The sequence below is a fragment of the Streptomyces endophyticus genome, from assembly GCF_035798155.1.
In the GTDB taxonomy this organism is placed as follows: domain Bacteria; phylum Actinomycetota; class Actinomycetes; order Streptomycetales; family Streptomycetaceae; genus Streptomyces; species Streptomyces endophyticus.
The window spans coordinates 17,696-39,391 of the sequence record NZ_JAOZYC010000108.1 but is presented as its reverse complement, the minus strand read 5'-3'; the positions used below and the strand labels follow the sequence as shown (position 1 = coordinate 39,391).

General features: G+C 71.5%; 26 protein-coding genes. 20 read left to right on the top strand and 6 right to left on the bottom strand.

Annotated features, from left to right (window positions below):
* Positions 1-114: 114 nt before the first annotated feature.
* The 3 genes from OKJ99_RS16340 to OKJ99_RS16330 are packed head-to-tail and all read left to right on the top strand — an operon-like array spanning position 115 to position 4,026.
* Positions 115-987, top strand: a complete 873-nt coding sequence (locus OKJ99_RS16340; RefSeq protein WP_326016952.1) for an ABC transporter ATP-binding protein — start codon at positions 115-117, stop codon at positions 985-987.
* Positions 984-1,967: an iron-siderophore ABC transporter substrate-binding protein gene (locus OKJ99_RS16335; RefSeq protein WP_326016951.1), complete on the top strand. Its 984-nt coding sequence runs from the start codon at positions 984-986 to the stop codon at positions 1,965-1,967. The genes OKJ99_RS16340 and OKJ99_RS16335 overlap by 4 nt, the downstream gene beginning before the upstream one ends.
* A gap of 4 nt (positions 1,968-1,971) precedes the next feature.
* On the top strand, positions 1,972-4,026 hold the full coding sequence (locus tag OKJ99_RS16330) for an iron ABC transporter permease (protein ID WP_326016950.1): 2,055 nt from the start codon (positions 1,972-1,974) through the stop codon (positions 4,024-4,026).
* A 9-nt stretch (positions 4,027-4,035) separates the two neighbouring features.
* On the opposite strand, the gene OKJ99_RS16325 is transcribed toward OKJ99_RS16330, so the two are convergent.
* Complete coding sequence (locus OKJ99_RS16325; RefSeq protein WP_326016949.1) at positions 4,036-4,509, bottom strand: peroxiredoxin; 474 nt, start codon at positions 4,507-4,509, stop codon at positions 4,036-4,038.
* A gap of 136 nt (positions 4,510-4,645) precedes the next feature.
* On the opposite strand from OKJ99_RS16325, the gene OKJ99_RS16320 reads away from it, so the two are divergent.
* The 3 genes from OKJ99_RS16320 (at position 4,646) to OKJ99_RS16310 (ending at position 5,998) form a co-directional block, all read left to right on the top strand.
* Positions 4,646-4,852, top strand: a complete 207-nt coding sequence (locus OKJ99_RS16320) for a hypothetical protein (protein WP_326016948.1) — start codon at positions 4,646-4,648, stop codon at positions 4,850-4,852.
* Positions 4,853-5,131: 279 nt separating this feature from the next.
* The gene (locus OKJ99_RS16315; RefSeq protein WP_326016947.1) at positions 5,132-5,602 is read left to right on the top strand and encodes an SsgA family sporulation/cell division regulator; all 471 of its coding nucleotides are present in this window, start codon (positions 5,132-5,134) and stop codon (positions 5,600-5,602) included.
* Between the two features lie 111 nt (positions 5,603-5,713).
* Positions 5,714-5,998 carry a hypothetical protein gene (locus tag OKJ99_RS16310; protein ID WP_326016946.1) on the top strand — a complete coding sequence of 95 codons (285 nt, stop codon included), beginning with the start codon at positions 5,714-5,716 and terminating at the stop codon, positions 5,996-5,998.
* Positions 5,999-6,088: 90 nt separating this feature from the next.
* Here the strand turns inward: OKJ99_RS16310 and OKJ99_RS16305 are convergent, their stop codons facing one another.
* On the bottom strand, positions 6,089-6,835 hold the full coding sequence (locus tag OKJ99_RS16305; protein ID WP_326016945.1) for an IclR family transcriptional regulator: 747 nt from the start codon (positions 6,833-6,835) through the stop codon (positions 6,089-6,091).
* A 182-nt stretch (positions 6,836-7,017) separates the two neighbouring features.
* On the opposite strand from OKJ99_RS16305, the gene OKJ99_RS16300 reads away from it, so the two are divergent.
* The 10 genes from OKJ99_RS16300 (at position 7,018) to OKJ99_RS16255 (ending at position 14,575) form a co-directional block, all read left to right on the top strand.
* Positions 7,018-8,178 (top strand): amidohydrolase/deacetylase family metallohydrolase, encoded by a 1,161-nt coding sequence (locus tag OKJ99_RS16300; protein WP_326016944.1) that lies wholly within the window; start codon positions 7,018-7,020, stop codon positions 8,176-8,178.
* A gap of 45 nt (positions 8,179-8,223) precedes the next feature.
* Positions 8,224-8,625 (top strand): hypothetical protein, encoded by a 402-nt coding sequence (locus tag OKJ99_RS16295; RefSeq protein ID WP_326016943.1) that lies wholly within the window; start codon positions 8,224-8,226, stop codon positions 8,623-8,625.
* A 191-nt stretch (positions 8,626-8,816) separates the two neighbouring features.
* The gene (locus tag OKJ99_RS16290) at positions 8,817-9,185 is read left to right on the top strand and encodes an SFCGS family glycine-rich protein (RefSeq protein ID WP_326016942.1); all 369 of its coding nucleotides are present in this window, start codon (positions 8,817-8,819) and stop codon (positions 9,183-9,185) included.
* Entirely contained in the window at positions 9,182-9,517 is a 336-nt protein-coding gene (locus OKJ99_RS16285) for a DUF4312 family protein (protein WP_326016941.1), read from the top strand. Before OKJ99_RS16290 ends, OKJ99_RS16285 begins: the two co-directional genes overlap by 4 nt.
* A gap of 4 nt (positions 9,518-9,521) precedes the next feature.
* A complete protein-coding gene (locus OKJ99_RS16280) occupies positions 9,522-10,310 on the top strand; it encodes a DUF4311 domain-containing protein (RefSeq protein ID WP_326016940.1) in 789 nt (262 codons plus the stop codon).
* A 13-nt stretch (positions 10,311-10,323) separates the two neighbouring features.
* Positions 10,324-11,067 (top strand): DUF4310 family protein, encoded by a 744-nt coding sequence (locus OKJ99_RS16275; RefSeq protein WP_326016939.1) that lies wholly within the window; start codon positions 10,324-10,326, stop codon positions 11,065-11,067.
* 37 nt (positions 11,068-11,104) lie between these two features.
* The gene (locus OKJ99_RS16270; protein ID WP_326016938.1) at positions 11,105-12,208 is read left to right on the top strand and encodes a DgaE family pyridoxal phosphate-dependent ammonia lyase; all 1,104 of its coding nucleotides are present in this window, start codon (positions 11,105-11,107) and stop codon (positions 12,206-12,208) included.
* A complete protein-coding gene (locus OKJ99_RS16265; protein WP_326016937.1) occupies positions 12,205-12,468 on the top strand; it encodes an HPr family phosphocarrier protein in 264 nt (87 codons plus the stop codon). The genes OKJ99_RS16270 and OKJ99_RS16265 overlap by 4 nt, the downstream gene beginning before the upstream one ends.
* Positions 12,465-13,091, top strand: coding sequence for a bifunctional 4-hydroxy-2-oxoglutarate aldolase/2-dehydro-3-deoxy-phosphogluconate aldolase (locus tag OKJ99_RS16260; protein ID WP_326016936.1), 627 nt, complete (start codon positions 12,465-12,467; stop codon positions 13,089-13,091). The genes OKJ99_RS16265 and OKJ99_RS16260 overlap by 4 nt, the downstream gene beginning before the upstream one ends.
* Before the next feature lie 152 nt (positions 13,092-13,243).
* Complete coding sequence (locus OKJ99_RS16255) at positions 13,244-14,575, top strand: FG-GAP repeat domain-containing protein (RefSeq protein ID WP_326016935.1); 1,332 nt, start codon at positions 13,244-13,246, stop codon at positions 14,573-14,575.
* On the opposite strand, the gene OKJ99_RS16250 is transcribed toward OKJ99_RS16255, so the two are convergent.
* Positions 14,572-14,988 (bottom strand): 5-carboxymethyl-2-hydroxymuconate delta isomerase, encoded by a 417-nt coding sequence (locus tag OKJ99_RS16250; RefSeq protein ID WP_326016934.1) that lies wholly within the window; start codon positions 14,986-14,988, stop codon positions 14,572-14,574. The genes OKJ99_RS16255 and OKJ99_RS16250 overlap by 4 nt on opposite strands.
* A gap of 160 nt (positions 14,989-15,148) precedes the next feature.
* Positions 15,149-16,513: an FAD-dependent oxidoreductase gene (locus tag OKJ99_RS16245; protein ID WP_326016933.1), complete on the bottom strand. Its 1,365-nt coding sequence runs from the start codon at positions 16,511-16,513 to the stop codon at positions 15,149-15,151.
* Positions 16,514-16,765: 252 nt separating this feature from the next.
* Between OKJ99_RS16245 and msrA the strand changes: the two genes are divergently transcribed.
* From msrA to OKJ99_RS16230, 3 genes are all read left to right on the top strand, one after another.
* On the top strand, positions 16,766-17,275 hold the full coding sequence (gene msrA, locus OKJ99_RS16240) for a peptide-methionine (S)-S-oxide reductase MsrA (protein ID WP_326016932.1): 510 nt from the start codon (positions 16,766-16,768) through the stop codon (positions 17,273-17,275).
* Between the two features lie 88 nt (positions 17,276-17,363).
* Complete coding sequence (locus OKJ99_RS16235) at positions 17,364-19,091, top strand: MFS transporter (RefSeq protein WP_326016931.1); 1,728 nt, start codon at positions 17,364-17,366, stop codon at positions 19,089-19,091.
* Between the two features lie 99 nt (positions 19,092-19,190).
* Positions 19,191-19,349, top strand: coding sequence for a hypothetical protein (locus tag OKJ99_RS16230; RefSeq protein ID WP_326016930.1), 159 nt, complete (start codon positions 19,191-19,193; stop codon positions 19,347-19,349).
* Between the two features lie 48 nt (positions 19,350-19,397).
* Here OKJ99_RS16230 and OKJ99_RS16225 read toward each other — a convergent pair whose 3' ends face one another.
* Both OKJ99_RS16225 and OKJ99_RS16220 read right to left on the bottom strand, forming a co-directional pair.
* Complete coding sequence (locus tag OKJ99_RS16225) at positions 19,398-19,979, bottom strand: isochorismatase family cysteine hydrolase (protein WP_326016929.1); 582 nt, start codon at positions 19,977-19,979, stop codon at positions 19,398-19,400.
* A 7-nt stretch (positions 19,980-19,986) separates the two neighbouring features.
* Complete coding sequence (locus OKJ99_RS16220) at positions 19,987-20,955, bottom strand: LLM class F420-dependent oxidoreductase (RefSeq protein ID WP_326016928.1); 969 nt, start codon at positions 20,953-20,955, stop codon at positions 19,987-19,989.
* 127 nt (positions 20,956-21,082) lie between these two features.
* On the opposite strand from OKJ99_RS16220, the gene OKJ99_RS16215 reads away from it, so the two are divergent.
* A complete protein-coding gene (locus tag OKJ99_RS16215; RefSeq protein WP_326016927.1) occupies positions 21,083-21,676 on the top strand; it encodes a TetR/AcrR family transcriptional regulator in 594 nt (197 codons plus the stop codon).
* Positions 21,677-21,696: the final 20 nt, after the last annotated feature.

The following is a 21,696-nucleotide window of genomic DNA, read 5'->3' as shown; positions in this document are numbered from 1 at the left end:
GGATGAGCTGCACTGACGGACTACCCCGCATGCCGGATCCATTCATGGTCGGCGCCGATCGGCAGGCGGCCCCCGGGGTTCCACGACGAGTAAGGTTAGGCTAACCTTCGGAGCGTGAGATCTGGTGAACGCGCAGGTAGCGCCCCTCGTCCGCGCGGTCACGAACTGTCGGCCGAGCATGTGACCGTGTCGTACGACGGAGTCGACGTCGTGCACGACGCGGCCCTCGTCCTCAAGCCCGGCGAAGTGACCGCCCTCGTCGGCCCCAACGGCAGCGGCAAGTCGACGCTGTTGCGGACCATCGCCCGGCTGCAGAAGCCCCGGCACGGCACGCTGAGCCTGGACGCGGGAACAGCCGACGCCGCCGACGGCTTCGACCTCACCGCCCGCCAGTTCGCCCGCCGCGTCGCCCTGTTGACGCAGAGCCGGCCCACGCCGGGCGGGCTCACCGTGCGCGACGTCGTCGAGTTCGGCCGCTACCCCTACCGCGGACGGTGGGGGCAGGCCGACGCCGACGGCGCCGAGGTCGTCGGGCGGGTCCTCGCGACGACCGGGGTCGAGACACTCGCGGACCGCGGCGTCGACCAGCTCTCCGGCGGGCAGCTGCAGCGCGTGTGGCTGGCGAGCTGCCTCGCCCAGCAGACCGGTGTGCTGCTCCTCGACGAGCCGACCACCTACCTCGACCTGCGCTACCAGATCGAACTCCTCGACCTCATGCGGGACCTGGCCGACGACGGCGGCATCGCCGTCGGCGTCGTCCTGCACGACCTCGACCAGGCCGCCGCCGTCGCCGACCGGATCGCGCTGCTCAGCGAGGGCCGCGTCATCGCCGACGGCGCCCCCGAGGACGTCCTGCGCTCCGAGCGCCTCACCGAGACGTACGGCATCCGCGTCGACGTCGACACCGACCCCTTCACCGGACGGCTGCGCACCCGCGCGATAGGCCGTCACCACAGCAGAAGCGAAAGGCTCCAGAGCACCTCATGAGACGCCCCCTGATCGCCGTGGCGACCGCCGCCGCCGCGGCCCTCGTCCTGTCCGCCTGTGGCACCTCCGAGCCCGCGAAGTCCGGCTCCGACGCCAAGTCCGAGAAGATCACCCTGACCGGTGCGAACGGCTCCAAGGTGAGCCTGGACGGCCCGGCCACCAAGGTCGTCGGCACCGAGTGGAACGTCGTCGAGTCCCTCGTCACGCTCGGCGTCGACCCCGCCGGTGTCGCCGACGTCAAGGGCTACAAGGCCTGGGACACCGCCGCGCCGCTCACCAACTCGCCCAAGGACATCGGCACTCGGGGCGAGCCCAGCATGGACAGCATTGCGGGCCTGACCCCCGACCTCATCGTCGCCACCACCGACCTGTCGGCGTCCGCGGTCAAGCAGATGAAGAAGATCGCCCCGGTCCTCCAGGTGAAGTCGGCCGACGGCGCCGACCAGGTCGGCACGGTGTTCGACACCCTCGACACCCTCGCGAAGGCCACCGGCAAGGAGGACGAGGCCAAGGCCGCCAAGAAGTCCTACGAGTCGAAGCTCGCCGAGGGCAAGAAGGCGCTCAAGGACGCGGGCGCCGACGGCTCGAAGATCGCCGCCGCCGACGGCTACGCCGCCTCCAACCAGGTCTCCGTACGCGCCTTCACCGACGCCTCCCTGCTCGGCTCCGTCAACGAGGACCTCGGCCTGAAGAACGCCTGGACGGTCAAGGGCGACAAGGACTACGGCCTGGCCACCACCGACGTCGAGGGCCTCACCAAGCTCGGCAAGGACACGCAGTTCACGTACATCGGCAACAAGAAGGCCGGCGGGTCCGACGTGTTCACCAAGGACCTCGCCGACAACTCCGTGTGGACCTCGCTGCCCTTCGTGAAGGCCGGCGACGTGCACCGACTGCCCGACGGGATCTGGCTGTTCGGCGGACCGAAGTCGATGGAGCAGTACATCGACGGCGTCGTCGCCGCCCTGACGAAGAAGTAGGCACGTGGCCGTCACCGCACCTCCCCGCACCCTGGCGGCGCCGTCGTTCGGCGCCGTCGGGGTGACGGCCGGGCTCGTGCTGCTCGTCGCCGTGCTCGCCGTCGTCGACATCACCTACGGCACGGCCGACGTCGGCGCGCGCCAGGTGTGGCAGGCCCTCACCGGGCAGGCCGAGGCGGGCGACGCCTCCGTGGTCGTCGCCTCCCGGCTGCCCCGCATGGTGGCGGGACTGCTCGTCGGCGTGGCGCTCGGCGCGGCCGGCGCCGTGCTGCAGGCGGTCAGCCGCAACGTGCTCGCCTCGCCCGACACCCTCGCCGTCAACGCCGGTTCGTACCTCGCGCTCGGCGTGCTCGCGGCCACCGGCGCGACCGCCTCCGTGTTCGCGTCCTCCGCGGTCGCCTTCGTCGGCGGACTCGCCGCGGCCGCCGTCGTGCTCGGCCTCGCCGGGCGCGCCGCCACCACCGTCCGCCTGGTCCTCGCGGGCAGCGCCCTCGCCCTCGGCCTCAACGCCGTCACCGAGTCGCTGATCCTCCTGTTCCCCGAACAGACCGAGGGCCTCTACCAGTGGAACCAGGGCAGCATCGCCCAGAACGGCTTCGCCGGTGTGGCCCGCATGGCGCCCATCGTGGTCGCCGCGCTCATCGGCCTGATCCTGCTCGCCCGCCGCGTCGACGGGCTGGCCCTCGGGGACGACGCGGCGCGCGGCCTCGGCATCCCGGTGCGCGGCACCCGCGTCACCGCCGTCGTGCTCGCCGCCCTCATCTCGGCGGCCGCCGTCACCCTGGCCGGGCCGATCGGCTTCGTGGGCCTGTGCGCCCCCGCCCTGGTCAGGCCGGTGGCCCGCCGGGTGCGTGCGCTCGTACGGCACCGGGTGCGCATCCCCGTCGCGGGCCTCGTCGGCGCCGCGCTCGTGCTCGGCTCCGACGTACTGCTGCGCGCCGTGACCTCCGCCCAGGTGGCGGTCACCGTGCCGACGGGCGTCGTCACCAGCGTCGTCGGCGCGGTGTTCCTGGTCGTGATGGCGCTGCGCCTTCGGGACGGGGACGCCGCCGCGCCGCCGGACCGGCTGCGCATCCCGAGCCGCAAGGTCTTCGCGGTCACCGTGGTCGCCCTGGCGGCGGTGCTGGCCGGCACGGCCGTCGCGGGCGTCCTCCTCGGCGACAGCACCCTGCTCCTCGGTGACGTCGCCAACTGGACGCGCGGGCAGGCCGGTCAGGCCATCACGTTCGTCCTCGACACCCGGGTTCCGCGCGTCCTGGCCGCCCTGTGCGCGGGTGCGGCGCTCGCCCTGTCCGGCACGCTCGTGCAGTCCGTGACCCGCAACCCGCTCGCCGAACCCGGCGTCCTCGGCGTCTCCGGCGGCGCCGCGCTCGGCGCCGTCCTGCTGGTCACCACGGTGCCCGGCGCCGGTTCGTGGACCATCGCCGGAGCGGCGTTCGCGGGCGCCGCGGTCACCTCGGCGATCGTGTTCGGCCTCGCGGCCAAGGGCGGCTTCCAGCAGAGCCGGCTCGTCCTGGTCGGCGTCGGCACGGCGTCGGGGACGGCGGCCCTGATCAGCCTCCTGATCGTGCTCACCGACCGGTTCAGCGCGACCAAGGCCCTGGTGTGGCTGTCCGGTTCGACCTACGGGCGCGGCTTCCCGGACGTGCTGCCGGTCGCGGCCGTGCTCGTCGTCGCCGCGGTCATCGCGGTCGCCCGACGCAAGGAGCTCGACCTCGTCTCCCTCGACGCGGACACGCCCCGCCTCCTCGGCCTCGACCTCGCGCGCGGACGCCTCGGCTTCCTGGTGCTCAGCGTGCTGCTCAGCGCGACGGCGGTGGCCGCCGCGGGCACGATCGGCTTCGTCGGTCTCGTCGCGCCGCACGCGGCCCGCGCCCTGGTGGGACGCAAGCACGTGCGCGTCGTGCCCGTCGCGATGCTCCTGGGTGCCGCCCTCGTCTGTGTCGCGGACCTGCTGGGCCGCTCCGTCATCGCCCCGGCCCAACTGGGCGCGGGCCTGATGACGGCCGTCGTCGGCACGCCGTACTTCGTGTACCTGCTGGTCCGCGGACGGCGCTAGCCCGGGGCCTCAGCCCGCCTTCGTACGCAGCGCCTCGAGGGCCCGGTCTGCATGCGCGCTCATCCTGAACTCGCTGCGGACCACCTCGAGCACCTGCCGGTCGGTGCCGATCACGAACGTGGCGCGCTTGGTCGGCAGCGGGGCGAAGCCGCGCGCCACCCCGAACCGGCCGCGCACCTCGCCCTGAGGGTCCGACAGCAGCGGGAACCCGAGCGTGTGCCGCTGCGTGAACTCTTGCTGGCGTTCGACGGCGTCGGAGCTGATGCCCACCGGGCGCGCGCCGACCGCCGCGAACTCCGCCGCCAGATCCCGGAAGTGGCAGGCCTCCGCGGTGCAGCCGGGGGTGAGCGCGGCCGGGTAGAAGAAGAGCACGACCGGCCCCTCGGAGAGCAGGGAGGACAGCGAGGTCGGAGCCCCCGTCTCGTCGGGCAGGGTGAAGCCCTCGACGACGGATCCGGCTTGGATCCGGGCGGACGTGGGCATGGGGGCCTCCCAGGGCTCGACAGTGCACGCGCGACCGTGGACGCGTGTGCCGTTCACGTATACCGGACGGTAACCCGTACCGAACAGAATGTGCCCCAGGGATGTTGAGTCGGTGCCAGCTGGGTAGGGGCGCCTTATGGACGTGTCGCATGACCAGAACGTGGAGACGGCGGTGGCCGCTGCCGCCTTCCTCTCCGGGCAGCAGGTCACCGAGAAGCAGTGCGGTGGCTGCGGAACCGTGGTGGCGGGTATCAACGGCCGCTACGCGTGCGGTGCTTGTGGGTGGATCAACCACTGGTCGGACGGTGACACCCACTTGCCCGCGGGGGAGGACGACGTCTGAGCGACGTCGCGGGGAAGCGCTGCGGTCGAACGTTCCTGCGGTGCCGGTCTCTCGTCTCGAACTGGTTGTGAAGGCCGTTGGGCCATTCGCGCATATGCCACTCGGTGTATGCCCCTTGGCCTAAGGTTTGGAATGTCGCCCATGTCGGGCGACAGCACAGTCCGGCGGGAGCGGTGACGGGCCGGGCGACCCCGCATACCGGGCAGTGCCGCCGGGGGTGGGGCAAGGAGTGGTGAGGGCTCCCGCGCAGGTGCGACAGCAGGGATGAGGTGAGTCAGGGTGAGCCCTGACGAACGGCACACGCATGGGCGCTTGGAGGCGCTGGCGACGGGAGTTCTCGCCTACCCGGACGGCGAACGGTTCGCGTGCGAAGTTGAGTTGCGGTACAGCGCGGACGACCCTCTGGTCGTCCGGGTCGTCGTCCCCGGGAGCGTGGCGCGCGGCGGGAACTGGACGCTGTCCCGCGATCTGCTCTCCGCGGGACTCAGCGGCGCGGCGGGCGTCGGTGACGTCACCGTGCGGCCCGTGGTGCAGGAGGGCGAGCCGCTGGGCGTGGAGATCGAGATCCGCGGCACGCGTGTCGGCGGGCCGGTCCGCTTCGTGATGGGGCACCGGGCGCTGCTCACCTATCTGGAGCGCAGTCACGCCCTCGTACCGTTCGGGGCGGAGGCTGATCAGGGCGCGATGGACCGGGAGTTGGAGCAGTTCCTCGACGAGAGGGACCGGCCCGGGGAGACCGGGAATGCGTGATAACCCGCGCATTGAGCCCTTCGTGTGATCCTCGGCCCCAACCGCAACCGGCGCACGGCCCCCGGTGCTCTCTGCCTTCAGACAACGGCGTACGCCACGAAGAAGGCCGGCATGCACACCATCACGACCGGGCTGGACGAAGAGCAGACCTACGCCACCGACTGGGCCGACGACTGGCTGCTGGCCCCGCCGAACCCGGCGCACCGGCTGCCCTGCCGGGTGGGTCCGAAGGACATGCGCCGCCTCGAACTGCACGCCGTGCTCACCGCGTCGGGCGTCGCGCCCTCGCCCGGCGACACGGAGGCCATCGAGCTGCTCAGCGCGCTCCCGGACACCGTGCACGCCACCCTGCGCCGCTGGCTGGGGTGTTGTGGTCAGTGCGGATGCGCCGTCTGAACCGTGCGGTGACACCGGGTGGTGACACCACCGGGACGGGCCCCTCCACACCAGGTGCGGAGGGGCCCTGGTGTGTGCCCGCAGGCCCGGTCACAGGCGGCGGGACACGTCCTGTGCCGCCTGTCGCACGGCCGGGGCGAATCCGGCCAGTTGCTCCTCGGTGACGAGGAAGGTGAGCGAGGAGACCGAGACGGCGCCGACGGGGGTGCCGTCCGCGTCGAGGACCGGGGCCGCGATCGAGCAGATCGACGCGTCCGACTCTTCGTAGTCGGTGGCATAGCCGGAATCGCGGATCGCGGCCAACTCCTCGACGAGGGCCGCCCGATCGGTGTGCGTGTGCGGGGTGCGGGCGGGCAGTCCGGTGCGGTCGAGGACGGCGGCGGCCTCCTCGGCCGGCAGCTGGGCCAGCAGGGCCTTGCCCGCGGCGGTCGCGTGCAGCGGCAGCGGCGCGCCGACGTCGGTGGCGATCCGGTAGGCGTGGCCCGGGTCGACCTTGTGCGTGTACGTGGCGTGGTCCCCGCTCGGCACCGCCAGGTGCACGGCCTGTCCGAGCCGCTGCTGCAGCGCGCGCAGTACGGCGTCGATGCCGACGGCGTCGTCGGCCAGTACCTGCGCGGCCATCGCGCGCAGTTGGTTGCCGCAGCCGTAGCGGCCCTCGCCGTCGGCGGCGGCGTACCCCTCCTCGACGAGGGTGGCGAGGACCCGGTGCGTGCTGGCCTTGGAGACGCCGGAGCGCTCCGCGATGTCGCCGAGCCGGTGCGGTCCGTCCGCACGCGCCACCGCGTGCAGCACTCGAAGCGCCTTGACGACGGAATTCGCGGGCTTGCTCGCTTCCATTGACCCTCCGAGGAGACGCGGGCTATGTTTCCACTCGATCCGCCGAGCGGAACGCCATTCTACTCCACGGAACGTACCCGGGTCCTCGACTCGGGTGTCCAGCAACGGTGTTGCGCCCAAACCGCGCCCCGCTGCGCCCGTCGTCGTACGCACTACTCTCATGCCGGGAAAGGTCGCCGTCCATGGCCGTGCACGCAGCTCCTACCGCAGGTCCGCAACGATTCGATCTCGTCGTCTCGGGCGGGCTGTTGGCCGACCCCCTGCGCCCGGAGCCCTTCGCCGGTGACCTTGCCGTGCGGGGCGGCCGGATCGTCGCGACCGGGGAGCCCGGCACGCTGGACGCAGAGGAGCGCGTGGACGCCACGGGGCTGCTCGTGGCGCCCGGCCTGATCGACCTCCACTCCCACGTCTACGCGCCCCGCACCTCGCTCGGTGTGCCCGCCGACACGGTCGGCGTCGAGCAGGGAGTCACCACCCTGGTGGACGCGGGAAGCTGCGGCAGCGACCACTGGGACGACTTCGCGGGCAACGTTGTCAACGCCGCCGAGACCCGCGTCCTGAGCTGGCTGAACATCTCCCGGCACGGCCTCGTCCACGGCCGCACCGAACTCGCGGGCGGACCCGGCGACATCGACGAGGTGGCCACCGAGAAGCTGCTGCGCGAGCACCCCGACCGGGTGCGCGGCATCAAGGTGCGGATGAGCTCCTCGGTCCTCGGTGACAGCGGCCTCGCGCCGCTGAGGGCCGCGAAGCGGGTCGCCGCGCGGGTGGGCCGTCCTGTGATGGTGCACGTCGGCAACGAGCCGCCCCGCCTCGCCGACGTACTGGACCTGCTCGGCGAGGGCGACGTCGTCACGCACGCCTTCCACGGCAAGCCCGGCGGCCTGTTCGGCAGCGAGGACGCGGCGCGCCGGGCCGTGGCGCGCGGGGTGCACCTCGATGTCGGTCACGGCAGCGCGAGCCTCAGCTTCGCGACCGCCGAACGGGCCCTCGCCGCGGGCTTCTCCCCGCACACCATCAGCACCGACGTGCACGTGGGCAATGTCGCGGGGCCGGTGCACTCGCTGGTCACCACGCTCAACAAACTGCTCACGCTCGGCCTCTCGCCGCACCAGGTGATCCGCCGCGCCACCCTTCACCCGGCGCAAGTGCTCGGCCTGGACGACGAGTTGGGGACCCTGCGCCTCGGAACCGCCGCCGATCTGACGCTGCTGCGCCTCACCGAAGGCCCGCTCACCCTGACCGACGCCGGCGGCGACACACGTACCACCCGCACCCACCTGGAGGCGGCCCTGACGGTGCGCGCCGGACGCGTCCACACCCCCAAGGCCTCCACCGGCTGAGTCCCACCCACCGACCGCTCCACCGAAACACCGAGAGGCCCGTGAATGAGCACGCCCCTGATCGAACGGCTCGCGACGGCCGTCCAGGACACCTCGCACCCCGTCACCGACGAGGACCGGGCCGACCTGGCGGAGTTCCTGCCGCTCGCGCGGGCCCACGCGCAGGTCGCCGGGATCGACTTCGACGAGACACGGGTGCTCGCCCTCGCCGTGCACGCGCTCGCCTTCGTCCGCCGGGTGGGCACGGCCGAACACCTGGACCCGCTCGACCCGGAACTCGCCGCCGAACTGCCGGCCGACCGCATGGCGGCCGCCCGCACCCTCGTCGACGCCTACTGCGCCCCGCGCGAATTCCTCGCGGGGGACACCGAAGTCCTGCTGCTCGCCCTGCACTTCGAGGCGGCGGCACAGCTCCAAGCCCAGTCCATCCCGAGGCCCTGTCCTTGAACTCCCGTCTGCCACGCGGCGTCTGGCACGCACGCTCGCGGCGTTGCCGAAAACTCCGAGTAGCTCCGCTACTAGGAGCTTCCGCCGCCTTGCGATCGCACGCACCAGACGCCGCGTGGCCGCCCTTCGGGCGACGACGGGAGTTCAAGGACAGGACCTCGGCCTGACCCCACACACCAAGGAGCACCGCCATGACAGTCAAGATCGTGATCGGACACCGGCTCGGCAAGGGCCAGGCCGTCGCCGACGGCGTACGCGCCGCGGGCGGCGAGCCCGTCCTCATCGCGGGTCCCGGCGCCGACATGAAGGTCGGCGACGTGATGGACGCGGAGGGCGCCGTGCTCGGCATCTCCTTCTGCGGCAGCGGCGGCGCGGGAGCGGTCACCGCCAAGGCCAAGTACGGCCACGACATCGAGTTCGGCATGCGCTCGGCGCAGGCCGGGGTGACCGCCGTGGAACAGGGCCGCACCGTCCTCGGCTTCGGCTTCCTCGACAGCGAGGAACTGGGCTTCAAGGTCACCGAGGCGCTCCTCAAGAAGCTGGCGAAGGACGCCTCGTGAAGCAGATCCGCCACACCCTGCGGCTCACCGGCTCCGGGCCCACCAGGGACAAGGCGTTCGCCACCGCCATCGGGCAGGTGCAGTCGGCGGTCGACAAGAAGACCGACGGTGTGTGCTTCCGCGTCGAGCCCCTCGAACTCGAGGTCGTCTCGGCCGTGGAGCACCGCTGGACGGAACGCTTCCTCGGGCTGCTCTTCCCCCGCACCCGGCAGCGCTTCGAACTCACCCTGCGCGTCGAGGTGCAGGTGGCCTCCCTCGACCTGGAAACCGTCGACTTCACGGTGCGCGAGGAGCGGCTCTCGCCGGTCCAGCACGCCCTGCACATGAGGTGACCCGATGAACGAGACCCTCACCGTCCTGCTGGAGTCCCTCGTCATCGGCGGACTCATCGGCTTCGGTGCCTCCGCGGGCGTGGCCCGCATGTTCCACGCGCCGAAGGTCCAGGGCATGGGCGCCTTCCGCACGCTCGGCGAGCTGAACGCCTGTCAGAACGACCCGGTCGCCCACTTCTCCTTCGGCCTCGGATTCCTGTTCAACGCCTGGTCGAGCGCGGTCGGCACCGGTGCGCTCACCTCCGACGTGGACCACCGCATCGTGCCGCACTGGACCGCGTCGGTCGCGATGATCAAGAACCGCAGGCTCGCCGAGACCCTGCACAACCCCCGGCGCATGGCCATCACCGGCACCGCCGTCGGCATGGTCCTGGTGACACTCCTCAACACGACCGCCGCCTCGATCCCGCACTCCTTGCAGGACGTCGCGGCCAAGGTGCTCGGGCCCGCGTCGGAGTGGCTGATCAACCCCGTCATGCCGATCATCTTCTGGATGGCCGCCGTCGACGCCGGCAAGCGCGCAGGAGCCTGGGGCACCGTCCTCGGCGGCCTCGGCCACCTCGTGATGGGCAACGCGGTGCCCGGCATCGTGCTCGGCATCGTCATCGGCAAGGGCGTCGACGACCTGGGCTGGACGAAGGTCACCAAGGCCCTCGCCGGCGTGGTGCTCGGGCTGTTCGCGGTCAGCACCGTCCTGCGCGGAGCCGATCTCACCCTGCTCCAGCAGCTGAACGTCGACATCCCGCACTGGCTCACGCACTTCCACGACGTGACCGGCACCAAGCCCGAGTGAGGCAGGCAGCGCCATGACCGACACATCAACCGCCGCCACCGGCGGCATACCAGCACAGAACTCCGGCTCCGGCGAGGAGAAGGCCAAGGGCGGCTTCCTCACCAAGGTTCCGGGCGAGGGCAGCTTCTGGCTCTCGGAATGGGCCTTCCCGGTCTTCGTGGCCTGCCTGGCCGCGGGCATCTTCACCGGTACCCACCTCTACTACGTCTACGGGACCGGCGTGTTCAGCGACGTCGCGGTCGCCTCCATGCTCAAGGCCGGTATGGAGAACGGCAGTTACGGCGCCGCGGCCGCCTTCGGCGCGGGATTTCTGTTCGCCCGCGTCATCGAGGGGCCCATGGTCGGCATCCTCGACATCGGCGGCTCCCTCCAGACCGGCGTCGGCATCGGCATCCCCGCCATGCTGCTCGGCGCCGGATTCACCGCCCCGCTGGAGCACTTCTGGCTCGCCATCCCGGTGGGCGCCCTCTTCGGCGGTCTCATCGGCGCCGCCATCTTGGCGATCCGGCGCGCCACCGTGAACTCGACGGGCGGCACCTCCACGTTCGGCGCCGACGTGATGATGGGCGCGGGCAACTCCGCGGGCCGCTATCTGGGCCCGCTCGTCATCATCTCCGCCGCCACCGCGTCGCTGCCCGTCGGCATCGGCTCGACCGTCGGGGCCGCGCTCTTCTACAAGTGGCAGAAGCCGCTGACCGGCGGCGCCATCATCGGAGCGATGATCGCGGGGCTGTTCTTCCCGATCCCCGGCAAGTGACCGCCCTCCCGGGCCAATTACAGCTTGAGGAAACACCGTGCAATCTCTCCACCACGACCTCGGCACCCCGCCCGCCATCAACGCCAGCGGCAAGATGACGGCCCTCGGCGGCAGTGTCCTCAGTGACGGCGTCGTCACCGCGATGGGCGAGGCCGCCCGCCACCACGTCGTCATGGACGACCTGATGGCCGCCGTCGGCCGCGAGATCGGCCGGGCCACCGGCACCGAGGACGGCTGCCCCACCACGGGGGCCGCCTCCGGCATCGCCATCGCGGTCGCCGCCGTCATCGCGGGCACCGACCTGTCCCGCATCGAAGCCCTGCCCGACGCGGGCGACGCGCCCTGCGAGGTGATCCTGCCGCGCGGCCACTCCGTCCACTTCGGCGCGCCCGTACGGCAGATGGTCGCGCTCGGTGGCGGCCGCCCCGTCGAGGTCGGCTCCGCGAACAAGGTGACCGCCGACCACCTGGCCGGCGCGATCGGCCCGCGCACCGCGGCTCTGCTGTACGTCCAGTCCCACCACGCCGTGCAGAAGGGCATGGTCTCCCTGGCGCAGACCGTCGAGGTGGCCCGCGCCCACGACCTCCCGGTCATCGTCGACGCCGCGGCCGAGGGCGAACTGCGCCGCTGGCCCGCCACCGGCGCCGACCTCGTCATCTACAGCGGCGGCAAGGCCGTGGGCGGACCCACCTCCGGGATGATCTGCGGCAGCGCCGCGCATATGGCGGCCTGCCGCGCCCAGTACGGCGGCATCGCCCGCCCGATGAAGGTCGGCAAGGAGACCCTCTTCGGCCTCGTCCAGGCACTGCGCGAATACGGCAGCGCCCCCAGCGGCGGACACCGGCCCCGTATGGAGAAGCTCGCCGCGCGCCTCGCGGACCTGCCGGGCCTCACCACTCGGGTCGTCAGCGACGAGGCGGGCCGTGACATCCACCGCACCGAACTCACCGTGGACCCCGAGGCGGCGGGCCGCGACGCGTCCGAACTCGCCGCCGAACTCGCCGCGTCCGGCGTGTACCTGAGGGGCCATCACGCCGTCACCGGACGCCTCGCGATCGACCCGCGCCCCATGAACCCCGACGAAGAAGAACAGCTGGTGGACCGGCTGACCGCACTGCTGGACGGAGAGAACAACCGATGACCGTCGTCGAACGCCGCCTGGTGGTGACCGAGGAGGCGGGCCTGCACGCCCGCCCCGCGACCGCCTTCGCCCAGATCGCCTCCCGCGCCTCCGCCGATGTGACCGTCGCGCGCGACGACGGTCACGAGGTCCCCGCCCGCAGCGTCCTGTCCCTGATGACGCTCAACATCCGCTGCGGCGACGCCATCGTGCTGCGCGCCCGCGGGGCCGACGCCGAGTCCACCCTCGACGCCCTCGCCGAGATCGCGGCCCCGGCATGACCACAGCCCGTACCCGACCGGAGCCCACCATGTACGCCGATGTCATCGACGCCCTGCGCACCGCGCGCGTCACCCCGACCGTGCGCGAGGCCGACGCCGACACCGCCGACGCGGTGGCCCGCACCCTCGTGGACTGCGGCCTCACCGCCTTCGAGTTCACCGCCACCACACCCGGCTGGGAGGACCTGGTCGCGGCCTGGGCGAAGGAGTTCCCCGAGGTGACCCTCGGCCTCGGCACCGTCACCTCGCCCGAGATCGCCGAACGCGCCCTGGCGGCCGGTGCGAACTTCCTGGTGAGTCCGTTCCAGGTGCCCGAGGTGCGGCCCGTCGCCGACGCCGCGGGCCGGCTCCTGGTCGAGGGCGGCCTCACCCCGAGCGAGCTGCGGATCGCGGCGGACCGGGGCGTCGCCAAGCTGTTCCCCGCCCACGTCGGAGGCATCGCCTACCTCAAGTCGGTGCTCTCCGTGCTGCCCGGCGCCCGGATCATGGCGACGGGCGGCGTGAGCGTGGACGACGCCGACAAGTGGCTCGACGCGGGTGCCTTCACGGTGAGCATCGGCAGCGACCTCACACGCGGCGACGTGGCGGCCAACGTGGCGCGGCTGAAGGAGCGCCTCGGCTGAAGCAGCAAACCGGCTGCGGGAGTTGAGGCACGTGGGCGGGGATAACGGAGCGATCTCGGCGCTGGAAACGGGGCGACCGCATCGGTTCTAGTGGCCCCATGACATGCAAGACGGCCGCACATCCGCGCAGGACACGGCGCAGGCGAGGAGGCATGGGCCTCCTCGCCGGCGTGCTGCTCCTGGGCACCGCCACGGGCGCCCGCCACCAGGAGGGCTACCCGCCGATCCCGGACAGCGCCTGCGCGGCGTCGACCACGACCGCGAAGAGTTCGGGCACACCCGCCCCCGACCTCGACGGCGACGGCCACCGCGACCTGGCGCTCGGCGTACCGGCGAGCAACGGGGACGTGTACGAGACCGGCCGGGTCGCCCTGCTGCCCGGTTCCGCGCACGGCCCGCGGACCGCGGCCCGTTCGGTGTTCACGCCCACGGACTTCGACCTGCCCGAACACGACGCCATGACCTTCTATCAGACGGCTCCGGTCGTCGCGGACCTGGACGGCGACGGCCACCTGGACCTCGTGGCGGGCGGCAGCGCCCATGTGCAGTGGGGCGGCGCCCACGGCCCGGACCCCGGCCGCCGGGCCGCGCGCATCCCGCTGCCACACATGGGCAAGGGCCAGCCGGTACACATCTACAAGGGCAACGACGCCTACGAGGACCCGCCGGTGGCCGGGGACTTCGACGGCGACGGCCACGTCGACCTGGCCACCTACCGCACCGGTCTGCACGAGCGTCACCTCGTGGTCCTGAAGGGCCCGTTCACCCGCACCGGCAAGCCCGCGCGGATCACCGAACGCGCCGACCCGTACACGGACGACGCCGACGCCGTCACCGGCCTGCGGCTGATCGCGGCGGACATGACCGGCGACCGGGCCACCGATCTGCTGATGTACGACGAGGGCGAACCAGAACACCCCAAGCTGCTGGCCGGCGGAGCCGACACCGCCGGCGGCCTCGCCGCGCATGCCGAACGGTTGCCGACGGGCGAGAACGTCGCCGTCGGCGACTTCGACGGCGACGGCAGGCCCGACATCGCCCTCGGCGACAGCGGTGTCCCGATGGACGACGAGTTCGCACCGCGCGATCGCAAGGGCAAGGTGACGATCCGTTACGCAAAAGCGCCCGACGCCCCGGTCGTCATCGACGGCGGGACCCGCAAGGGCGGCTTCGGCATCGACCTGAAGTCCGCGGACATCAATGGCGACGGCTGCGACGACCTCGCCGTGCGCAGCGACGACGACCGCGTGGGCGGGAACGACCGCGTCGACGTCCTGCGCGGCGGCTCCGCGCCCGGCCTCGGCTCCGAGCCGTGGGACCGGCTGCCGCGCCTGTCGGGCCGCCTCGTGGACGCAGTCGACCTCGACGGCGACGGCCGCGACGAACTCGTCCTCGCGGCGGGCCACACGTGGTCCGTGGTCGACGGCACCGGGAAGAAGACGGTGTCGTTCGACATCAGGAAGGTGGCACGGAAGCCGCGTTAGGCGGCCGGTGTACACCCGCGGCGCTCGGGACGGGAGCCCGTCGTGGCGCTGAACTCACGGCGGGTCGGGTACAGGCTGTACGCCGCGAGAGGGCGCACCTCGACCGAGCACACCACGTCGGCACCGGAGCCCGCGCCCACGTGCTCCAGGAGCAGCGCCAGAATCCGCTGCGACAGCCGTGTCATGGTCCGCTCGCTGCGCCCCGGCAGCAGCGCCACCTCTACGTGCACGACCGGCACGTCGTCGTGCTCGCTGCCGACGACGTACGTCTCCGTGGCGGCGCGGAAGAACGTCTTGCCGGTGCCGCGCGAACCGGAGCCCTCCACGACCAGGGCGTGCAGCGCGGTGGCGAGGGCGGCCCGGTCGAGGGTGTCGGCGAGCCCGGGCGAGTAGTCGACGGTGATCTGAGGCACGGCGCCTCCACGGCGGACAAGGTGAGTGGTTTTTACATCTACCAGTCGGCCACTTTATCCCGCCGCCTGTCATGCCTCGAACGCGCGGGTACGGGTGAGGGCCCGGCCGGACTCGGCCGGGCCCTCACCCGTCATCCCACGCCTCGCCGGCGGCGCGATGTCACGCCTCGCTGGCGTCCAGCATCTCCGCGCGCTCAACGATCTTCACGCGCTCGCGGCCGTGCGGTTCGCCGAGCGCCTTCTCCGCGGCGTCCAGCTTGTACCAGCCGTCCCAGGTCGTGTACCGGATGCCGCGCTCACCGAGGAACTCCTCGACGGCCTCCGGGGTGGGGGAGATCGGCGTCTGCAGACGGCCCTCGGCGTGGTCGGCGAGCAGGTTGGCGATCGCCTCGTTGGCGTCGCCCTTGGTGTGCCCGATGAGGCCCACGGGGCCGCGCCGGATCCAGCCGGTCACGTACGTCGACTGCAGGTGCTCGCCGCTCTCCTGGATGACGCGACCGCCCTCGTCCGGGACGGTGCCGGACTTGATGTCCCAGGGCAGCTTGGGCAGTTCGTCGGAGAGGTAGCCCACCGCGCGGTAGACGGCGCCGAGGTCCCAGTCGGTGAACTTGCCGGTGCCCTTGACGTTGCCGGTGCCGTCCAGCTCGGTGCGCTCGGTGCGCAGCCCGACGACGCGGCCGTCCTCGCCGAGGATCTCGGTCGGCGACTCGAAGAAGTGCAGGAACAGCTTGTGCGGGCGGTCGCCCTCGTCGCGGATCGCCCAGTTCTCCAGCGTCTTGGCGACCATGTCGGTCTGCTTCTCGCTGCGGCGGGCGGCGATCGAGCCCTCGTCGTAGTCGATGTCCTCGGGGTTCACGATGACCTCGATGGACGGGGAGTGGTCGAGCTCGCGCAGCTCCATCGGGCTGAACTTCGCCTGCGCGGGGCCGCGACGGCCGAAGACGTGGACCTCCAGGGCCTTGTTCGCCTTCAGGCCCTCGTGGACGTTGGCCGGGATCTCGGTCGGCAGCAGCTCGTCCGCCGTCTTCGCCAGCACGCGCGCGACGTCGAGCGCGACGTTGCCGACACCGAGGACCGCGACCTTCTCGGCCTCCAGCGGCCAGGTGCGCGGGACGTCGGGGTGGCCGTCGTACCAGGACACGAAGTCCGCGGCGCCGTAGGAGCCGTCGAGCTCGATGCCCGGGATGTCGAGCGCCCGGTCGGCCGTGGCGCCGGTGGAGAAGACGATCGCGTCGTAGAAGGCACGCAGGTCGTCGAGGTCGATGTCGCGCGGGTAGTCGACGTTGCCGAACAGGCGGATCTGCGGCTTGTCGAGCACCTGGTGGAGGGCCTTCACGATGCCCTTGATGCGCGGGTGGTCCGGCGCGACGCCGTAGCGGATCAGACCGAACGGGGCCGGCATGCGCTCGAAGAGGTCGATGGACACCCCCGGCTCGGAGGCCGTTTCGGACTTGAGCAGGGCGTCGGCGGCGTAGATGCCGGCGGGGCCGGCTCCGACGATGGCGACCCTCAGGGGGCGAGGCATGGTTCAGGTTCCCTTCGAGTGGTTCCCGTGGTCCGTACGTGCTGGTCGGGCCACGAGTGCTTGAGGGGAAGCCTAAAGTAAGGCAAGCCTTAGAAAGTAGGCGGGTCCGGTCTATGGGCACATAAGGCTGCCTTATGGGGGTCGATAGCTTCGCTTGAGGAGCTCGGCCTAAACTGGAAGATCTGTGGGTCGCGGTCTGTTGGACCTGTTGGATCTGCTCGTCGTGTCATCAGGTAGCACAGGGAGTGACGTATGTCGGAGGTAACCGAGAGGGCAGTGCTGGCAGGCGGCTGCTTCTGGGGAATGCAGGACCTGATCCGCGTGCGGCCGGGCGTGCTGTCGACGCGTGTGGGGTACTCCGGCGGTGACACGCCGAACGCCACATACCGTAACCACGGCGACCACGCCGAGGCCATCGAGATCGTCTATGACCCCTCGGTGGTCACCTACCGGGACCTGCTGGAGTTCTTCTTCCAGGTCCACGACCCGACCACGAAGGACCGCCAGGGCAACGACCTGGGGCGCAGCTACCGGTCCGCGATCTACTACGTGGACGATGCGCAGCGCCAGGTCGCCCTTGACACCATCGCGGACGTCGAGGCGAGCGGCCTGTGGCCCGGGAAGGTCGTGACCGAGGTGGAGCCGGTCGGCGACTTCTGGGAGGCCGAGCCGGAGCACCAGGACTATCTGGAGCGGTACCCCGAGGGGTACACCTGCCACTTCCCGCGGCCGAACTGGAAGCTGCCGAAGCGGGCCGCCTGAGCGTTCACCGTGCGGGCGTCACTCCCTGCGGGGGAGTGGCGCCCGCAGGCATCTTGTTTCCGTGTACACGTAAATACATGATGGCTGCATGCATAAGCGGGAGTCGAAGACCACGAGCCCCTTCAAGCAGCCCAAGGCCGTCTGGGCCGTCGCGTTCGCCTGCGTCATCTCGTTCATGGGCATCGGTCTCGTGGACCCGATCCTGCCCGCTCTGGCCGACAGCCTGCATGCCACACCGAGCCAGGTGTCCCTGCTGTTCAGCAGCTATCTGATCGTCACCGCGGTCGCGATGCTCGTCGTCGGCTGGTTCTCCAGCCGCTTCGGCGCCAAGCGCACCCTCGTCATAGGCCTGAGCGTCATCGTCGTCTTCTCGGCGCTCGCCGGAGCCACCGGCTCCATCAACGGCATCGTGGGCTTCCGCGCCGGCTGGGGTCTCGGCAACGCGCTGTTCATCGCCACCTCCCTGGCCGTCATCGTCGCGTCGGCGAGCGGCGGATTCGGCGGCGCGATCATCCTCTACGAGACCGCGCTCGGCCTCGGGATCGCCGTCGGGCCGCTGCTCGGCGGCGAGTTGGGGGCGATCAGCTGGCGCGGGCCGTTCTTCGGCGTCGCCGTCCTGATGGCCATCGCGCTGATCGCCACCATCGCCCTCGTCCCCGATCTGCCCAGGCCCAAAAAGATCACGTCACCGCTCGCCCCGCTCAAGGCGCTGCGCCACCGCGGCCTGCTGACCATGGGCATCATGGCGCTGCTCTACAACTGGGGCTTCTTCACGATGCTCGGGTACGCGCCGTACCCCATGGAGCTCGACGCCCACGAACTCGGCCTCGTCTTCACCGGCTGGGGGCTCCTGGTCGCCCTGTTCAGCGTGTACTTCGCGCCGCGCCTCCAGGCGCGCTACGGCACCGCGGCCGTCCTGTACGCGAATCTGTTCTGCCTCGGCGTCGTGATGGCGGTCATCGCCGCCGGGGTCTCGACGCCGACCGTGGTGATCGTCGCGGTCATCGTCAGCGGCGCCTTCATCGGCATCAACAACACGCTCACCACGCAGGCCGTCATGCTGGTCTCGCCCGTGGAACGGCCCGTCGCCTCGTCCGCGTACGGCTTCCTGCGGTTCATCGGCGGCGGCCTCGCACCGTACGCCGCGGGCAAGCTGGCCGACGCCATGGACCTGAGCGTGCCCTTCTACCTGGCCGCGCTCACCTTCATCCTGGCCATCCCGGTCCTCGCCAGCGGGCACCGGCTGCTGCGGCAGGCCGAGGCGAACCTGGACGAGGGCGAGCCGGTGCAGCCGTCGCTCACGCCCGTGGGAGCCGTGGCCCCGAGCGGCGAGCCGCGCGTCGTCGTCGCCGTCGGCGACCACGACCGGGCGCCCGCCATCGTCGACGCGGCCGCGCGCCTCGCCCGGGACACCTCCAGCCCGCTGGAGGTCGTGCACGTCCGGCAGACCGCCGTGGTCGACGACCAGGCCGCCGACGCCGAGGACCTGGCGCAGGCCCGCGCCGCCGTGAAGGACCATCTCGACCGGCTCGCGGGTCAGGGGGCGGCCGCCACCGGACAGGTGCTGAACAGCGTCGGGGACCACGCCGCCGCCGGCCGCGCGCTGGCCCGGCACGCGGCGGACGTCGGCGCCCGCGTCGTAGCCGTCGGGAACTCGCCGCGCGGCCCGCTCACCCAGTTCGCCGACGGCAGCTTCACCACCGCCCTCACCCACGCCTGCGCGTGCACGGTCGTCCTCGTCGGCACCGGCACGGACTCCGCGCCGCGCCCGCTGAACGCGGCGTCACTGGCCCAACTGCGCGGCGCCGGGACCTGAAGCGGACGAGCGGACGTTTGCCCGCGCCTCATTCGGTAAGAAGCAAGATTCAGTCAAAACGGGGAGGCACGGGGAATGTTCGGTCCTGGAAACGGATGGGTGCGCACACGCACCGAGGAAGACACCAAGGCCTTCATCAAGGAGAAGGAGCTCGAGCGGGAGTTGCGCGCGGCGGGGCCGGGGAAGGGCACCGCGATCTTGACCGGGATCGTGGTGCTGTTCCTCCTCGGCTGGGTCGTGTACGCCCTCGTGCGCTGACCCTCGGCGCACGCGCGCACGCCGTCGATGAGGGCGCTCACCCCGCGCTCAGGCCCGGTCCTCGAACGTCACGTCCGAGGCCGCCACGATGTGTGCGCCCATGTTGCGCCGCATCATCTCCAGCGCGGCGTGCGCGAGTTCCGGATGGATGGCCGCCACCGCGTCGTGCGGCACCGTGGTCCGCAGATGACGGATGTGCGCGTCGAGCGCGGAGTAGAGCACGCACTGCTCGGTGACCTGGCCGCACAGCACGATGTGTCCGACGCCCAGCTCCCACAGCAGATACGAGAGCGGGGTCTCGTAGAAGATCGAGTGGCGGGCCTTGACGACGAAGAGGGAGTCTCCGTCGGGCCGTAGCGGTTCCACCAGATCGGCGTGCGGCCCGGCCAGCGCCGTGTCCACCAACTCGCCGTGGTGCGAGCGCCATTCGCCGAAGTTGTCGTTGACGTAGATCACCGGAACGCCGGCCGTGCGCGCCCGGTCGAGCAGTTCCACGACCGCGGGGACGACGGCGCGGGACGCGGGCAGCAGGAGCTCCGCGTCGTCGTGGTCGTACGTGTTGATCATGTCGATCACGACGAGCGCCGAGCCCTCGGTCGACGGTGCGGGTGCCGGTGTGCGCTCGGTCATCGCCCGGTCATCCGAAGGTTTCGCGCAGGGCGGGCAGCAGTTTCCTGGCAGACCACTCCAGGAAACCGTGCTGCTGGTCGCCGCCGATCTGGACCAGGGCGAGACCGGTGAACCCGGCATCGGCGAAGGGGCGCGCGGCCTGCACGAACGCGTCCACGTCGGCGCCGCAGGGGATCGACTCCGCGACGTCCTCTGGCCGCACGAACCGGGTCGCGCCCTCGAACGAGCCGGGGTGCGGAAGCTCGGAGTTGACCTTCCAACCGCCGCCGAACCAGCGGAACTGATCGTGCGCACGGGCGACGGCGGCCCCGCGGTCGGGGTCGTAGGAGACCGGCAGCTGCCCGATGCGGGGCTTGCCCTCGCCGCCGTGCCGGTCGAAGGCGGTCAGCAGCTCCGCCTTGGGCTCGGTGGCGATGAGCAGGTCGGCGAGCCGGCCCGCCAGCTCGCAGGACCGCTCGCCCGATACGGCGATACCGATCGGCGGGGTGGTCCCGGGCAGGTCCCACAGGCGCGCCGAGTCGACGTCGTAGTACGTGCCGTGGTGGGTGACGTGCCCGCCCTCGAACAGGGCGCTGATGATCGTGACGGCCTCCTCCAGCATCTCGTGCCGCACGTCCACCGCCGGCCAGCCGCGGCCCACCACGTGTTCGTTGAGGTTCTCCCCGGAGCCGAGCCCGAGGCGGAACCGCCCTTCGGACAGCAGCTGTACGGTCGCCGCCTTCTGGGCCACCACCGCGGGGTGGTAGCGGAAGGTCGGGCAGGTCACGTACGTCATCAGCGGCAGCCGCGACGTCGCCTGCGCGACGGCTCCGAGCACGCTCCAGGCATATGGGGAGTGGCCCTGGGAACGCAGCCAGGGGAAGTAGTGGTCGCTGGTCACCGAGAAGTCGAAGCCCGCCTCCTCGGCCCCGACCGCGTGGCCCACCAGCTCGCGGGGCCCCGCCTGCTCGGTCATCAAGGTGTATCCGATCTCCATGTCCACTGCGTCCCCGATCATCCGGAGTTCTAACAGTTTCGACGTGTCTGTTCGGCACGATCGACCGTCTGCACCTGGTATTCCATCACTGATTGAAAAGTGTGCCGCGCCGTGCTGTCCTGTGCCCATGCCCACCAACACCACACGGGCGGCACTGCTCGACGCCGCCGAACGGCTCTTCCTCGCCAAGGGGTACGAGCAGGTGTCGGTCCGCGCGGTCAACGCGGCGGCGGGCATGAACCCGGCCGCGGTCAACTACCACTTCGGCACCAAGGAAGACCTGGTCGCCGCGCTGCTGCAGAGCCGCCTCGGCCCGCTGTGGGCGCAGCCGCTCGCCGACGTGGAGCGCGGGACGGCCGACGGGAGGGCACCGCGCGTCGAGGAGTTCGTCGACGTACTCGTGCGGCCGCTCGACGAACTGGCCCGGACCCCGCACGGCCGCATGCTGCTGCATCTGCTCGCCCGCGTTGTCCTGAGCCGCCGTCAACTCCCGTTCGACGACCGATGGTTCGGGCGCCGGCCGTGGCGCGAGCTGCTGTGCGCCGCACGGCCCGACCTCTCCCGGGCGGAGGCCGGGCACCGACTGCGCATGACGTTCGACCTCCTGCTCCAGCTCTACGGGGAGCCGCAGTTGGCCACCGCCGAGCTGGGCGGCACGCCCCGCCCTCCGGCGGACACGGTCATCGCCTTCGTCTCGGCGGGCCTGAACGCCCGTCCGTGAACCGACAGTTGAGGAGTTGC